This is a genomic window from Streptomyces sp. NRRL S-378 (genome assembly GCF_000720645.1).
In the GTDB taxonomy this organism is placed as follows: Bacteria; Actinomycetota; Actinomycetes; order Streptomycetales; family Streptomycetaceae; genus Streptomyces.
Genome location: NZ_JOBX01000060.1, coordinates 1 through 15300, shown reverse-complemented (window position 1 = coordinate 15300; position 15300 = coordinate 1). Strand labels below are relative to the sequence as shown.

Annotated in this window: 12 protein-coding genes; 5 read left to right on the top strand and 7 right to left on the bottom strand. The window is 72.9% G+C overall.

Annotated elements, in window-relative coordinates; genetic code table 11:
- The first annotated feature begins 26 nt into the window (after positions 1 to 26).
- A complete protein-coding gene (locus tag IH80_RS0130915; protein ID WP_199819330.1) occupies positions 27 to 803 on the top strand; it encodes a hypothetical protein in 777 nt (258 codons plus the stop codon).
- Here IH80_RS0130915 and IH80_RS0130910 read toward each other — a convergent pair.
- The 7 genes from IH80_RS0130910 to IH80_RS0130880 form a co-directional block, all read right to left on the bottom strand.
- Positions 722 to 1771 (bottom strand): glycosyltransferase, encoded by a 1050-nt coding sequence (locus IH80_RS0130910; RefSeq protein ID WP_030964874.1) that lies wholly within the window; start codon positions 1769 to 1771, stop codon positions 722 to 724. The two genes, IH80_RS0130915 and IH80_RS0130910, sit on opposite strands and share 82 nt — an antisense overlap.
- Positions 1768 to 5070 (bottom strand): DUF4082 domain-containing protein, encoded by a 3303-nt coding sequence (locus tag IH80_RS0130905; RefSeq protein WP_051810156.1) that lies wholly within the window; start codon positions 5068 to 5070, stop codon positions 1768 to 1770. The genes IH80_RS0130910 and IH80_RS0130905 overlap by 4 nt, the downstream gene beginning before the upstream one ends.
- Before the next feature lie 31 nt (positions 5071 to 5101).
- A complete protein-coding gene (locus IH80_RS0130900) occupies positions 5102 to 6217 on the bottom strand; it encodes a DegT/DnrJ/EryC1/StrS family aminotransferase (RefSeq protein ID WP_030964872.1) in 1116 nt (371 codons plus the stop codon).
- Positions 6214 to 7065 (bottom strand): NeuD/PglB/VioB family sugar acetyltransferase, encoded by an 852-nt coding sequence (locus IH80_RS0130895; RefSeq protein ID WP_078906827.1) that lies wholly within the window; start codon positions 7063 to 7065, stop codon positions 6214 to 6216. The genes IH80_RS0130900 and IH80_RS0130895 overlap by 4 nt, the downstream gene beginning before the upstream one ends.
- Positions 7062 to 8228, bottom strand: coding sequence for a DegT/DnrJ/EryC1/StrS family aminotransferase (locus tag IH80_RS0130890; protein WP_078906833.1), 1167 nt, complete (start codon positions 8226 to 8228; stop codon positions 7062 to 7064). Before IH80_RS0130890 ends, IH80_RS0130895 begins: the two co-directional genes overlap by 4 nt.
- Complete coding sequence (locus tag IH80_RS0130885; RefSeq protein WP_030964868.1) at positions 8225 to 9223, bottom strand: NAD-dependent epimerase/dehydratase family protein; 999 nt, start codon at positions 9221 to 9223, stop codon at positions 8225 to 8227. The genes IH80_RS0130890 and IH80_RS0130885 overlap by 4 nt, the downstream gene beginning before the upstream one ends.
- A 76-nt stretch (positions 9224 to 9299) precedes the next feature.
- Positions 9300 to 10424, bottom strand: a complete 1125-nt coding sequence (locus IH80_RS0130880; protein WP_234432438.1) for a Gfo/Idh/MocA family protein — start codon at positions 10422 to 10424, stop codon at positions 9300 to 9302.
- Between the two features lie 373 nt (positions 10425 to 10797).
- Here IH80_RS0130880 and IH80_RS0130875 point away from each other — a divergent pair, with 373 nt between their 5' ends.
- The 4 genes from IH80_RS0130875 (at position 10798) to IH80_RS0130860 (ending at position 14939) form a co-directional block, all read left to right on the top strand.
- Positions 10798 to 11691, top strand: a complete 894-nt coding sequence (locus tag IH80_RS0130875; RefSeq protein WP_030964865.1) for a glycosyltransferase — start codon at positions 10798 to 10800, stop codon at positions 11689 to 11691.
- Positions 11692 to 11812: 121 nt separating this feature from the next.
- Positions 11813 to 13135, top strand: a complete 1323-nt coding sequence (locus IH80_RS0130870) for an MFS transporter (RefSeq protein ID WP_030964864.1) — start codon at positions 11813 to 11815, stop codon at positions 13133 to 13135.
- Between the two features lie 8 nt (positions 13136 to 13143).
- A complete protein-coding gene (locus IH80_RS0130865) occupies positions 13144 to 14160 on the top strand; it encodes a TolB family protein (RefSeq protein WP_030964862.1) in 1017 nt (338 codons plus the stop codon).
- A 407-nt stretch (positions 14161 to 14567) separates the two neighbouring features.
- On the top strand, positions 14568 to 14939 hold the full coding sequence (locus tag IH80_RS0130860; protein WP_030964861.1) for a low affinity iron permease family protein: 372 nt from the start codon (positions 14568 to 14570) through the stop codon (positions 14937 to 14939).
- The last annotated feature ends 361 nt before the right edge of the window (positions 14940 to 15300 follow it).

The following is a 15300-nucleotide window of genomic DNA, read 5'->3' as shown; positions in this document are numbered from 1 at the left end:
CTACCCGGGTCCTGCAAAGATCGGACATGAAGGAAAGGATCCCCGTGTCGCCTGGTGAGTTGGTCCGTGCGCTGCGTCGGCGCTGGTACGTCCTGGTCGTGGCGGTGCTGCTCGCGGCCGCCGGGGCGGTGGCGGTGCTGCGGCCCGAACCGGTGCACCTCAGCTCCGCGATCGTGGTCCTCAAACCGCCGGTGACCAGCCGGCAGCCGAACCAGCTCGCGAACCTGCAGCCGCCGCTCGCCGCCGTCTCGTACTCGGTGGTGCAGCAGCTGGACTCGCCCGCGGGGGCGGCCGAGCTCAAGGCGGCGGGAGTCGCGGGCACGTACCGGATGACACCGCGCAACAGCGGCACCAGCGTCACCCCGCGGCACCTGATCCCCTCGCTCCAGATCCAGGTCGAGCACGCCGACCCCGACGTGGCCGACGCGTCCGTACGGAAGATCATCGAGGTCTACACCCGGCACCTCGCGGACCTCCAGACGCAGCAGGGCATCCCGGACGGGGCGCGGATGAGCGTGGACCTGCTGGTCCAGCCGCACGCCGTCGCGCGGACCGGTGACCGGGTACGGGGCCTCGCCGGAGTGGCCCTGCTGACGGCGGTCACCGCGGTGGCCGCGGCCCTGTGGACCGACCGGCTCCTCACACGCCGGGACCGGCGCCGGCGCGAGAGCGCCGACGCCGGTCCCGAGGACCCGCCGGGAGAACCGGTGGAGACGGGGCATCAGATCCCTCGGCGCTTCCAGGACCGCCACCACAGCCACTCGCGCCCCCGGTCCGCGACGGCCGACAGCACCAGCGGCTGAAGGTAGGGCATCACCCGCGGACCGATCTGCCGGCGCCGCTGCAGCGCCCGGTACTCGGCCAGCGAGGTGTAGCCGTCGGGCAGGCACTCGGCCGCGAACTCCACGAGTTCGCCGACCGGCACCAGAGCGGTCCGCCCCCGGTCGTACGCCCGGTAGGCGCGCCGCAGCGCGTACCGGGCGAGCCGGGTGCGCGCCGCCCGTGCCAGCCGCTCGGACTCCGGCAGCAGGTCGCCGCACTTGACCAGCACCGAGTCGAAGGCGACGAGGCGCTGGCGCAGGTCGTCGAGCTGCCCGCCGAAGTCCGTGGTGGACATGTTGTCGCCGTGGACGCGGTAGAAGGCCTGGTCGGCCCCCTGGACGTAGCCCACGTCGGCGTGCGCCGCGAGCCGCATCCACATCTCGATGTCACCGGCGTGCGGCAGCTCCGGGTCGTAGCCGCCGACCGTGCGCTGGAGGCTGGTACGGACGACCACCTCGGGCGAGGTGATGCAGCCGGTCCCCTCCCGGAAGCGCCGGTCCAGCCACCACCGCCCGGGGTAGACCACCGAACCGGTGGACCGGGTGCGGGCCGCAGGGAGCGGACCGCCGTGCTGGAAGCGCAACGGCCTGCCGTACGCGAAACCCGCCTCCGGGTGTGCGTCCAGCAGGGCCGCCGCGCGCACCAGGGCGCCCGGCACCAGCCGGTCGTCGGCCGAGAGCAGGGCGACGTAGTCCCCGTCGGCCCACTCCAGCAGCCCCTCGTTGTAGGTCGCGATGTGCCCCTGGTTGCGTTCGTGGACCCGGACCTCGATCCGCGGGTCGGCCGCCGCCAGCGCCCGCGCCACGTCCGCGGAGTCATCGGGCGAGGCGTCGTCGATGATCAGGACCCGGACGTCCACGCCTTCCTGCTCGTCCAGGACGCTGCTGACGCAGTCGGCGAGGAAATGGCCGTACTTGTAGCAGGGGATCACCACGCTGACCGTGCTCACCGGCCGGACACCTCCGTGGACCCGTCCGACGACTGGAGCGTGTTCGGCGGGCTCGTGGTGAAGATCGGGCCGACCCAGTAGTTCACGGAACCGTAGGTGTTCGACGGGAAGGCCGTCGCGGAACCGTACTTGTAGAGCCCGTTGCCGCTGCCGGGAGCGTCGGCCGGGGCCACCAGCGGGTAGGACCGGTGAGCGCCGGTGAAGTACCCGCCGTCCACCGAGTAGTTGCCGTTCGGCGCGTGGTAGGAGGCCACGTAGGTGGTGCCGGCCGTGATGGGCACGGGCATCGCGAACTGCAGCTGCTGCCAGCCGGTCAGGGTCTCGCTGCCGAAGGTGCCGGTGGCCAGCAGCGCGCCGGTGGCGGACCACAGGCTGCCCGTGTGGGTGCCGGTGTTGCCGGGCCCCTTGTAGAAGGTGACACCGGTGATGTAGCCGTTCACCGCCGACTGGAAGCGGGTGCCGAGCTCCACCGAGTTGGCGTCGTCACCCACGTTCGCGGTGCTCGGGGTCGCGGCGCCGCTCCACAGGGTGCAGGGGCAGTTCACCGCCGGAGGGTTCGCGCTGGTCGTGAAGTTCCACGTGACCGGCGCGGTCATGGCGTTGCCCCACAGGTCGGACGCCTTCACGGACGCCGTGTACGTGGTGTTCAGGGCCAGTTCGGAGGACGGCGTGAAGGTGGCGCTGTTCGACGCGCCGAGGACCTTGGAGCCCGGGACGGTGGCACCGCCCGCGTCCTTCAGGGTGAAGGTGAGCGTTTCCGCGTCGACGGCCGTGCTGAAGGTGGCCGTCACCGCCGCCGTGATCGGGGTGCCGGTCGCGGCGGACTGCGGCGAGGTCCCGGTGACGGTGGGCGGGGTCGTGCTGGCGCCGGAGGTGTCCAGGACCGCGTCCACCCAGTAGTTGCTGCCGGACGATGCCTTGTTCGGGAAGCCGCCCGTGCCGCTGTAGCGGTAGACGCCGTTGCCGCCGTCGGTGCCGCTCTTGAGGGCCGTGAGCGGGGCCAGGCCCGCGTCGCCGGCGGCGAAGGTGTTGTCGAAGGAGTAGCCGCCGTTCGGCGCGAAGTAGGAGGCGATGTAAGTGGTGTTGGGCTTGACCGGCACGGGGCTGGAGAAGTTCAGCTGCTGCCAGCCCGACGCGGTCTCGTTGGTGAAGGTGCCGGTGGCCAGGCGCTGCCCGGTGCTGCTCCACAGGCTGCCGGTGTGGGTCCCGGTGTTGGCGGGGGACTTGTAGAACCGGACGCCGGTGATGGAGCCGGCCACCGAGGAACGGATCTTCACGCCGAGTTCGACGGCGCTGCCGTCACCGGCGTTGACGGTGCCCGGGACGGCCGCGGCGGGCCACACGGTGCACGGGCACTGCTGGGGCCCGACGGTCAGCGGGACCGTGGTGGTCGCGCCGATGTTGACGCTGTCGTCGACCGCGCGCACCGTGATCTGCACAGGTCCCGGGGTGGTCGGGGTCCACGTGTAGCTCCAGGTGGCCAGGCCCGTGGTCGCCTTCCAGGTGGTCCCGCCGTCGGTGGAGACCTCGACCCGGGCCACCACGCCGCCGCCGGTGTCGGTCGCCGTACCGGTGACGGTCACCGGCCGCAGGGCCGGCACGGTGGCGTTGGCCGCCGGGCTGGTCACGGTGATGCCGGGGCCCACGGTGTCCGTGGAGGCGGTCGAGGCGACCAGGTCGCTCTGGAGGGACTTGGGCTGGACGCCCATGTCGGCGAACACGTTCACCGTGGCCTGCTGCATCCGCTTGTCGGCGGTGACCACGGTGTCGTCCGGGTTGGACGTGGGCATGTTGGTCAGGCCCCAGGACCACTGCACCGTGCCCGCGCCGAACACCAGCGCGTGCGAGGTCTGGTCGCGGAAGGCCACCAGGCTGTGCGTCGCGGTGCCGTTCCCGTAGGTGTTGCCGTAGTCCTTCAGCAGCTTGCCGTCCTCGATGTCGACGGTGGTCGACGACATCTGGATCTGCCCGGCCGGCCGGCTGGCGTTCTCCACGTCGCTGTCCCACTCGTAGCCGAGCGTCCCCTGCGGGAACGTGGCGGTCTGCGAGGGGGTCAGGTTCGCGACGGAGGTGTTGCGCCACAGCCGCTGCTTGGCGAAGGTGCCCGGCACGGTGATCGCGTCGCTGCGGTAGCCGTTGACGCTGAACATCGAGCCGGTCAGCTGGTTCTGCGGCTGGAAGGGCCGCCCGTTCGTGGCACTGGCCGGGTCCATGAAGGTGCCGGTCCAGATCCCGCTCGGGTCGGGGACGCCGTTGGGCTGCGGGAAGGACAGCTTGGTCTCCTTGTACGAGACGAGCGTCCTGTTGGCGGTGTTCGTCCCGTCGATGCTCGGGGCGAGCCGGGTCTTCCAGAAGATCTCGTTCCCGGCGAAGTACGTCTGGTGCTGCCCGGCGCGGCGCGCGTTCAGGGCGTTGGTGAACTGGTCCTGGGTCCAGTACTCGTCGTGCCCCGAGGACATGAACACCTTGTGGTTCTGCAGCAGCGTCGCACCGCGCACCGACATGTCGACCCCGGACATGTAGCTCACGTCGTAGCCGTTGCGCTCCAGCCACGCGACCATCTGGAACTCGGAACCGTAGATCCCGTTGTCCCCGCCGATGTCCATGGGCCGGTTGTAACTGACCTCGTAGGCACGCCCGTCGGGCGCGGGCCCGCCGCCGTCGTAGAGGTCCTGGCCGCCGTAGTTGTTGTACGCCTGCCAGGTCTGGTCGCTGGTCTGCACGACGATGTCGGAGTGGCTGGAGTCCTTGCGGACCACGAACGGGTAGGGCATCACGCCGTTGCCGTCCGCCTGGTCGAAGTTGGCGACGTAGAGGCCGGACACGGCGTCGGCCGGCACGGTCCACGTCGCGGTGGTGGGCCAGTTGCCGCAGTCGACCAGGCCGGTGGACGCCTTGGTGGTGCAGGCGGCCGGGTTCCCGCCCGGCGCGAAGTTCGCCGGGTAGGTCTGGGCGGCCTGGGCCGCGGTCGACATCAGACGGGCCCCGGTACCCCCGTAGTGGCCGAGGCGGTACACCGAGACCTTGTACGGGGTCGGCGACTGGATCTTGAACTGCAGGGTGTCGCCGGCCTGGACGCTCGTCTGGGCCGGGAAGCCCTTGATGTCGCCGTACGCGCTGGGCGCGAACCACTCCTCCATGGGGGTGCCCGGCTTGGAGTTCTCGCAGACGACCGCGTTCGTCGTCGGGCCGCAGGGATCGGCCGCGCCGGCGACCGCGGCCGGGGGAAGGACCGTGGCCATCAGGGTCGCCGCCACGGTGAACAGACCGTAGCGCAGCGACCTCGTCCGTCTTTTCATGTGGACCTCATTGGTTTCACGCCGGCGCGGATCAGCGCAGGGCGTCGGAGAACGCTTCCACGACCCGCTGCTGCTGGGCGGCGGTGATCTGCGGGAAGAGGGGGAGGGAGAGCATGCGGTCCGCTGCCTGCTCCGCGTGCGGGAAGTCCCCGCGACCGTGACCGAGGTGGCCGAAGGCCCCGGTGAGGTGGACCGGGGCCGGATAGTGCACGCCCGCCCCGATCCCCTCCGCGTTGAGCTTGCCTACGACGGTGTCGCGGTCGGCACCGGAGACCCGGACGACGTAGAGGTGCCAGACGTGGACGTTGTCCTCGTCGGTCACCGGCAGTGTGACGCGGCCGGCGGCGGCCAGATCGCCGAGCAGCTCGTCGTAGCGGCCGGCGGCGGCGCGGCGGGCCGCGTTCCCCTCCGCCAGCCGGGCCAGCTTCGCCCGCAGGACCACCGCCTGCAGACCGTCCAGCCGGCTGTTGAACCCGGCCACGTCGTGCCGGTACTTGGCGACGCCGCCGTGGTTGGCGATGGCCCGCACCAGGTCGGCGCGCTCCCGGTCGTCGGTCACCACCGCGCCGGCGTCCCCGTAGGCGCCCAGGTTCTTGCCCGGGTAGAAACTGGTGGCCGCGATGGTCCCGCTGCCGGGGGAGCGGCCCGCACGGGTCGCGCCCTGGCTCTGCGCCGCGTCCTCGACGACCTTCACGTGCGCCGGAAGCCGCTCCGCCAGCTCCGCGGCGTCCGCGCACTGCCCGTACAGGTGGACGGGCACCACCGCGCGGGTGGCCTTCCCGACCGCGTCCAGTGCGGCCTGCGGGTCCATCAGCAAGGTGTCGGGAAGACAGTCGACGAGCACCGGCCGGGCACCGATCCGGGCGACGGCGCCCGCGGTGGCGATGAAGGTGTTCGCGGGCAGTACCACCTCGTCGCCGACGCCGACCCCGCTCGCCCGCAGGGCCAGTTCCAGGGCGTCGGTGCCGTTGGCGACGCCCACGCAGTGCCGGACCCCGGCGAACTCGGCGTACTCGCGCTCGAAGGCCTGGACCTCGGCGCCCCCGATGAAGGCCGTACCGGCCAGCACACGGTCGAATCCGGCCTGTAACTCCTCGGCGACCTCGGCGTGCGCCGCCTTCAGGTCCACCAGCGGTATCTGGTTCATGCGACTGGACTCCCCATCCGTGTCTCCGGCCGCCGGCCGTCCGGGCCGGTGCCGTCTTCCGTGCCGTGCGCCGACGCCCCTGCGGGCACCGGCGCGTCCCCGGCGGGCCCGCACCCGGCCCCGCCCGGACCGCCCGCCTCACGGGCCAGTTCGGCGAGGGCGGTGGCCCCCGCCGGCCGCAGGAGGCGGGCCGGACCGCCGGCCCACACCTCCCCGGCCGGGACGTCCGCGAGGACGGTGCTGCCCATGCCGGTCAGCGACCAGGCGCCGATCGCGGCGTACTCCCGGACCAGCGCCCCCGCCCCCACGTACGCCCCGCGCCCCACCCGCACCCCGCCGCCCAGGCGGACGCCCGAGGCGAGGGTGGCGAAGTCCGACACCTCGTCCTCGTGGGTCAGCACCACCTGCGGCATCACCGCCACGTGGGACCCGACCCGGACGCCGGCCGTCAGCACGCAGTGTGCGAGCAGCACCGAGCCGGGGCCCACGGCCGAGGAACCCGACACCGCCGCCGTGGGATGGACCACCGTCGCGTACCGCTCCGCGGGAAGCCCCAGACGCCGCACCAGACGCGCCCGCACGGCGTAGTCGCGCGGACTGCCCACGCAGACCACCACCCGGGCGGCCGGCAGCTCGTGGACCAGCTCGCAGCCGCCCCGCACCGGCACCCCGTCGACCTCCCGGCCGTGCAGGGCCGGATCGTCGTCGAGGTGCCCGGCGAGCCGCCACCGGGGCGGGCGGCCGCCCGCCGCGTCGGCCGCGGCCACGTCCCGTACCGCCTGCGCGGTCTCCCGTGCGAACCCGCCCGCGCCGACGATCAGCAGGTCCTCGGTCACCGGAGCGCTCATCCGCCCGCCTGCTCGCGCAGCACCGCCACCACCCGGTCCTGCTGGGCCGCGGTCATGGTGTGGAACAGCGGGAGGATCAGGGAGTCGCGGCTGATCCGCTCGGTCACCGGCAGCGGGGCCGCGCCGTGGCCCTCGTACGCCGGTTCCAGGTGCGAGGCCATGATCCCGCGCCGGGCCGAGATCCCGGCCTCCGACAGCACGCCCAGCAGCTCGTCCCGGCCCACGGGGAAGTCCTCGGCCAGCAGCACCCAGTACGACTGGAAGTTCCCCTGCCCGTGGGCGGGATCGCGCACCGGGCGCACCCCCGGGACCTCGCGCAGCAGTTCCGCGTAGCGGGCGGCGAGGAGGCGCCGCCGCGCCACGATCTCGTCCAGCCTGCCGAGCTGCACCAGGCCGACCGCGGCCTGGATGTCGGTCATCCGGTAGTTGTAGCCGACCTCCAGGTAGCTCTCGACGATGGGCTTGCTGCTCGCGTGACGCTGCGCCGCGGACACGTTCATGCCGTGCTCGCGCAGCCGGCGCAGCCGCTCCGCCCACTGCGCGTCGTCCGTGGTCACCATGCCGCCCTCACCGGTGGTGATCACCTTGCGGGGGTGGAAGGACCAGGCGGCGAGCAGCGCGCCGTGGCCGACGGACTTCCCGCCGACCGTCGCGCCGATGCCGCAGGCCGCGTCCTCCACGAGCGCGACGTCCCACTCGGCGCACGCCGCGCGCAGCGCGTGCACGTCCGCGGGCACCCCGCCCTGGTGGACGGCGATCACCGCCTTCGTGCGGGGGGTGCGGACGGCGTCCACCGTGACCGGGGTCAGGTTGCCGGTGGCCTCCTCGACGTCGGCGAACACCGGCCGCGCGCCCACGTAGCGCACCGCGTTGGCGGTGGCGATGAACGACAGGGAGGGGACGATCACCTCGTCGCCCGGCCCGAGGTCCAGGGCGACGAGGGCCAGGTGCAGGGCGGTGGTGCACGAGCTCACGGCGATGCCGTGCTCGGCGCCCACCCGCTCCGCGAAGGCCCGCTCGAACTCGGCGACCCGGGGGCCCTGGGCGACCCAGCCGGAGAGCACCGCGTCCGCCGCGGCCTTCGCCTCCTCCTCGCCCAGCCACGGCACCATCACGGGGATCCGGGCCGGGGCGGCGTCAGGGGCCGCGTCCGGGGCGTTCATCGGCCCGCCTCCGCTGCCGCCGCGCCGGCGGCGCGCTCGGCCCGCCACCAGTCGACCAGGTCCCGCAGACCGGTGCGCAGGTCGATCCCGGCCGTGAAGCCGAGGCGCTCGGAGGCCCGCGCGGTGTCCGCGAGGCGCCGGGTCACGCCGTTCACGGCCCGGGCCGGGCCGTGCTCCGGCACCAGGCCGTCCGCGCCCATCGCCTCCAGCAGGCCGTTCGCCAGCTCCAGCAGGCTGGTCTCGGTCCCGCTCGCGACGTTGAACACCTCGTCGGTCAGGTCCGATTCGGCGGCCAGCAGGTTGGCGCGCGCGATGTCGCGCACGTCGACGAAGTCCATGGTCTGCAGGCCGTCGCCGAGGATCAGCGGCGGTTCGCCCGAGGCTATGCGCTCCATCCAGCGGATCAGCACCTCGGTGTAGAGCCCGTGGATGTCCATCCGCGGCCCGTACACGTTGAAGTAGCGCAGCGCGACGTAGTCCAGCCCGTACATCGAGTGGAAGCTGCGCAGCATCCCCTCGTTGAAGGCCTTCGCCGCACCGTAGAAGGTGTCGTTGTTGTACGGGTGGTGGCGCTCGGTGGTCGGGAACCGCTCCGCCAGCCCGTAGACCGAGGCCGAGGACGAGGCGATCACCTTGCCCACCCCGGCCGCGGCCGCCGCCTCCAGCACGTTGAACGTGCCGTCCACCATCACCTCGTTCGCCAGCCGCGGCTCCTCCGCGCACTGGGTGATGCGGATGGCGGCCAGGTGGAAGACCAGGTCGGCGCCCTCCGTCACCTTGCGCACGGCCGCCACGTCGCGGATGTCGCCCTCGACGACCTCGACGACGCCGCTGGGCAGGGCGCGGGCCAGGTTGGCGGTCCGCCCCCGCACGAAGTTGTCGAGCACCACGATCTCGCGTGCCCCGTTGTCCACCAGCTGGTCCACCACGTGCGAGCCGATGGTGCCCGCTCCGCCGGTGACCAGAATCCTCTTGCCTCGTACGCTGCTGCTCAACGCCCTGCTCCCACCGAATCGGTCGTGGTCTTGCGTGTGACGGAATGCCAAGGGTCCGGATGAGGACCGTGAGCGGTCAGCGCCCGGTGCGCAGCCCGACGACCGCGCCCCGGAACTCCAGGCTCCGGGAGGCCGCTTCGAGGATGTCCAGCACCTTCAGGCCCGCCCGGCCGTCGGTCAGCGGCCGACGCCCCGTCCGGACGGCGTCGCCGAACTCCTCGACCATGCTGCGCAGTGCTTCCTTCTCACCGATCGCGGGCGCCACCATGTCGCCGCTCCGGTAGGAGACGAGCATGTCGCGACGCTCGTCGGCGCCGATCTCCTGCGGGGTGCTCATTTCCACGCCCCGGTCGAACACCGAGAGCCGCTGAGTCGGGTTGAGGTCGTCCCAGACCAGGGTGCGTTTCGACCCGCCGACCATGGTGGTGCGCACCTTCGTCGGGGACAGCCAGTTGACGTGCACGTGCGCGATGGCACCGGTGCTCAGCTGGAGGGTCAGGTAGGCCACGCAGGACTGGCCGGCCCCGATCGGATCGGCGCCGGTCGCGGCGACGGCCACCGGCTGCACGTGGTCGGGGAGGATGAAGTCGAGGACCGACAGGTCGTGGGGGGCCAGGTCCCACAGGACGTCGACGTCCTTCTGGACGAGCCCCAGGTTGATCCGTACCGAGTCGACGAAGTGGATCTCGCCCAGTTCACCGGAGCGGACCATCTCCCGGATCCGGCGCACCGCCGGGGTGTAGCAGTAGGTGTGGTCGCACATCAGGGTCAGGCCGCGCTTCTCGGCCTCCGCCACCAGCCGCTTCCCGTCCTCGTACGTGGCGGCGAGGGGCTTCTCCACCAGGACGTGCTTCCCGGCCCGCAGGGCGGCGAGCGCCACGTCCAGGTGCGTCCCGGCCGGAGTGGCCACGGCGACCGCCTGGACCGACGGGTCGGCCAGGACGGCCGCGTAGTCCGCGGTCGGCTGCACGGTGGAGTACCTGCCGAGCGCCTGCCGGGCCCGCTCGATGTCCAGGTCGCACAGCCATCGCAGTCTGAACTGCGAACTGGACTGGAAGTTGCGGACGAGATTGGGGCCCCAGTAGCCCGCACCGACCACCGCGACGCCTAAGGGTGCCGCGGACCCCCGGCCGGAGAGTGCGGCACTCTGCCCGACGGTCCGCTCGGCGCTCTGCGCGCCGTCCTTCGAGGTGTCCTTCACAGCGTTCCCCATTCCTTCCGCGCACGCCGACCGGCGTGTCGACAACCCATGGCCGGGACGCGTGCGGTGGAGGGGAAAGCCGTCGCCGAGGGGCACGCCGGACGTTTTCGCGTCCCGTGCGTGCCCTGCTCAACGGTGATGGCCCCCCACAACCGATGTTCTGCGTGATGCGCGTATGCCGCCCCCCGGCCCGACGGCTTGTTCCCCACAAGCAGCCGAACCCGTACCACCCTTGCCGGTTCCGGAACGTCGCCGGCGGTGCCGAAGCGCGCCGAATCCGGTCGGCGCCGCTCAATCTAGTCCACCGGGCGTACCCCCGGGCAGAGTTGGCGGAATCGCCGGGACCTGGTGTTCGAGCGTGCATACTGCCCGGGTGACCAGCATCGTGATACCGGCCCACAACGAGGGCCGGGTCATCGGCCGGCTCCTCGACGCGCTCCTGGCCGACCCCTCGTCGTCCGGGCCCGACATCGTCGTGGTCTGCAACGGCTGTACGGACGACACCGCCCGGGTGGCGGCCGCGCGCGGCGACCGGGTACGCGTCGTGGAGATCCCGACCCCTTCCAAACACACGGCACTCCGGGTCGGGGACGAGCACGCCCGCGGCTTCCCCCGGCTGTACGTGGACGCCGACGTCGTCGTCGGGTCCGCCGACGTACGGGCCCTCGCGGGCGCGCTCGGCCGGGACCCGGGCCTGCTCGCCGCCGCACCCGGCCGGGACGTCCCGCTGACCGGGTGCGCCTGGCCGGTCCGCGCCTACTACCGGGTGTGGCAGCTGCTGCCGGCCGTCCGCGAGGGCCTGTTCGGCCGGGGCGTCATCGCCGTCACCGAGGAGGGGCACAAGCGGATCGCGGCGCTGCCGCCGCTGATGGCCGACGACCTGGCCGCGTCCCTCGCCTTCGGGCCGGGGGAGCGGCGCGTGGTCGAAGCGGCCCGGGTCGTCGTGCGCCCGCCGCGCACCTGGGCCGACCTGATCCGCCGCAAGGTCCGCGCGGCGACGTCCACCGCCGAGTTCGAGCGCTTTCAGGCCACGCGCGATCCGGCCGGGCCGGCGCGGCCGGCCGACGGGCCGGACGCGCCCGCGGCGCCGTCCGCGCGCACCGGAACGTCCGACCTGCGCGCCCTGCTGCGCGCCCGGCCGATGCTGGTCCCCGAGGTGGCGGTGTTCGCGGCGGCGGCGCTCGCCGCTCGCCGGGGCGCCCGCCGGGCCATCCGGGACCAGGACTTCTCCACCTGGCTGCGGGACGAGAGCAGCCGACAGGGGTGAAACGGTGCGTACGGCCGAATCGCGTCGTACGCACCACAGTTGGTCCGTACAAGAATGAGGGTTCGGGTTCGACCCGCACGTTCGAGTGACTCAGATCGTCTGCACGGGGGAGCTCCAGAGCATGTACCTCGCGGACCGCTCCGCACCCGCGGGCGCGAAGACCGCGCCGGACCGGGGATCCGGCAGGGCACCGGCCGTCGCCTCGACCGTCCTCGCCCTGGGCACGGTCAGCCTGATCACCGACATCTCCTCGGAGATGGTCACGGCCGTCCTGCCGCTCTACCTGATCGCCGGGCTGGGCCTGAGCCCGCTCGGGTTCGGCGCGCTCGACGGCCTCTACAACGGCGTCAGCGCCCTGGTGCAGCTCACCGGCGGCCACCTCGCCGACCGGGTCCGCAACCACAAGCTGGTCGCCGGCATCGGCTACGGCCTGTCCGCCCTGTGCAAGCCCCTGCTGCTGCTCGCCCACAGCCTGGGCCCGATCAGCGTGATCCTCGCCCTGGAACGCACCGGCAAGGGACTGCGCACCGCCCCGCGTGACGCGCTGATCTCCCTGTCCACACCGGACCAGTTACAGGGCCGGGCCTTCGGCGTGCACCGGGCCATGGACACCACGGGCGCGCTGCTCGGCCCGCTCGCCGCCTTCCTCATCCTCGGCGTGGCCGTCGACGGCTACGACGCAGTCTTCGGTGTCAGTGCCTGCGTCGCCGCCCTCGGCGTCGTCGTGCTCCTGCTGTTCGTCCCCTCCGGCGCGGGCCTCGGCGACGCCCCGCCCCGGCCGGCCGCCACTCCCGCCCCCCGTCCCACTTCCGCCCGCCCGGACCCCGTACGGCTGCGCGACGCGGCGGGCCTGCTGCGCCTGCCCCGGCTGCGCGCCCTGGCGCTCTGCGCGGTCCTGCTCGGCCTCACCACCGTCAGCGACGCCTTCGTCTACCTGCTGCTCCAGCGCCGGACCGGCATGGACGACCAGTGGTTCCCGCTGCTGCCGCTGGGAACCGCCGCCGTGTTCCTGCTGCTGGCGGTCCCGGCCGGGGCCCTCGCCGACCGGATCGGGCGCCGCACCGTCTTCCTGACCGGGCACGCCCTCCTGCTCGCCGCCTACGGGCTGCTGCTCTGGGCCCCCGACTGGCCGGTGCTGCCCCACCTCGTCCTCGCCCTGCACGGCATGTTCTACGCCGCCACCGACGGGGTGCTGCCCGCCGCCGTCGCCGCCACCGTCCCCGAGTCGCTGCGCGCCACCGGCCTGGCCCTGGTCGGCACCGGCCAGGCGCTGGCCCGCTTCGGCTGCTCGCTGGCCTTCGGCGGGGCCTGGACCCTCTGGGGCACCGGCCCGGCGCTCGCCGCCGCCGCAGCCGGCCTGCTCTGCTGCGCGGCCGTCGCCGGCTTCGTCCTGCGGCCCGCGCCCTCCGCACCTCCCGCACCCGACCCGGCCCGACGCCCGTGAGGAACCCGATGACACGCTCACGCCGCCTGCTCGTCCTCGCGGTGGCGGTGCTCCTGCTCGGGGGCGTCGGCGCCACCCTGGTGGTGCGCGCCGCCTCCCGCGCCGACCAGCCGCGCACGGGCGGCCCCGCGACGACCGCGGGCGCCGTCACGCTGACGGCCGGCCAGAACACGCTGGCCTTCCTGGCCGGCGGGCAGGGCCCGCAGCGCGGGGCCCTCGCCTCCGTGCCGGCCGATGCGCCCGACGGCACCCGCACGGTCTCCGACCTCACCTGCCAGCGCTTCCACGCGGCCGCGGGGACCGGCGTCTGCCTGCGCTCCAGCCCGGGCGCGCTCGCCCAGGACAACAAGGCGGTCATCGTCGACGCGGAGCTGCGCCAGGTGCGCAGCTTCCCCCTGGCCGGCACGCCCAGCCGGGCCCGCGTCTCGCCCAGCGGCCGGTTCGCCGCCTGGACGGTGTTCGTCTCCGGGGAGTCCTACGGCGCCGCGTTCTTCTCCACGCGCACCGCGATCCTGGACACCAGGACCTGGAAGCTCGATGCCAACCTGGAGGAGTTCGCGATCACCATGGACGGGCGGGACCACCGTGCGCAGGACGTGAACTTCTGGGGCGTCACCTTCGCCAAGGACGACGACACCTTCTACGCCACCCTCGCCACGGCCGGCGAGACCCACCTGGTCAAGGGCTCGATCTCCCGGCGCTCCGTCACCACCCTCGCCAAGAACGTCGAGTGCCCGTCCCTGTCCCCGGACGAGACGCGCATCGCGTACAAGAAGCGGGTGCGGGCCGGTGCCTCGCTGTGGCGGGAACACGTCATGGACCTGGGGACGCTGCGGGACCACCCGCTCGCGGAGAAGCGCAGCGTGGACGACCAGGCCGCCTGGCTCGACGACCGCACGCTGGCCTACGCCCTGCCCTCCGACGGCGCCGCCGACCGCACGGATCTGTGGACCGTGCCCGCGGACGGCACCGGAACCCCCCGCCTGCTGACCTCCGCAGCCGCCTCCCCGGCCCGCCTGGGCTGACGGGCCGGGCGGGGTCAGGCGAAGACCCGTACCCGCTCGACGAGTGCGGAGCTGAATTCTCAGCCTCATTCAGTGCCGGATCGGATGCTCGCACCGGCCTTTTGGGCGGTGGCTCCCGTGACGGAGTACAGCCGGAGCTGAATCAGGAGTGCTGGTCAGAACTGCTCAGACCTGGGGTTGACCGTTGCTGCGAGGTCAACTCGCAATGACAGGACGGATATTGCCCGGACTTCCGACCGCTCGCATCGTTTCGGACGGGGCCCGATGCGGGTGACCGTGGTCGAAACTCGCTGAGCGAAAACGGTGTGGGGCATCCTGCCGGCCTGGCCCCTGTCTTTTCGGGGACGGGATGGGCTGTTCGGGCAAACCGTGTGCTTCGGGGTGCCGGAATCGGGCAGGCGTGGAGCATGACCTTTGAGCACCCCTCGAAGAAGGGCGGAGACAACGAGCTCGGGCGGTTCGAGAAGTTCGCTGAACTGGCGTCCAACTTCACCAGCTCCCCTCTCTTCTCCGTGTTCTGCGTCCTGCTGGTCGCGGCCTTCCTGGTGGTCCACCTGGCCCACCTGGACACGAGCTGGCAACACCTGGTCGGCGATGCGATGGGCGCGGTGGCCCTGCTCCTGCTCGCCCTGCTGAAGAACTCCGAACGCCGGGCGGAACACGCTATTCAGGTCAAACTCGACGCCATTGCGGCGGCCCTGCTGGAACAGCAGGAGGGCGAATGGGGCCAGGCCCACCGGGACCTCCAGAAGGCGATCGGCCTGGAAGACCGCGCCTAGCCACTCGCCGTGGCGCCCGGCTCCCGCCGGGGGCGGCCTGCGGCTCCCGCCGGGGGTGGCCAGGGTTGTGGCTGGGCGGTGGTGGCCTGCGGCTCCTGCCGGGGGTGGCCTGCGGCTCCCGCCGGGGTGGCCACGGTTCCGGTGGGCCGGTGGTGCGCTGTGGCTCCCGCCGGGGGTGGCCACGGTTCCTGCGGGGCGGGGGTGCAGGGGTGTGGGGCGGTGCCCCGGCGGAGTGTCTCCTCGGCTCGGCGCGTGCGGCTTCGTCGTGATGAGGCGACCCTGGTTGCGCGCTCGTCCTGCGGGGACACTCCGCCGTGTCCCCACCCCACGCCACGGCTCCGCCCCAGCAAAGACCACCGTT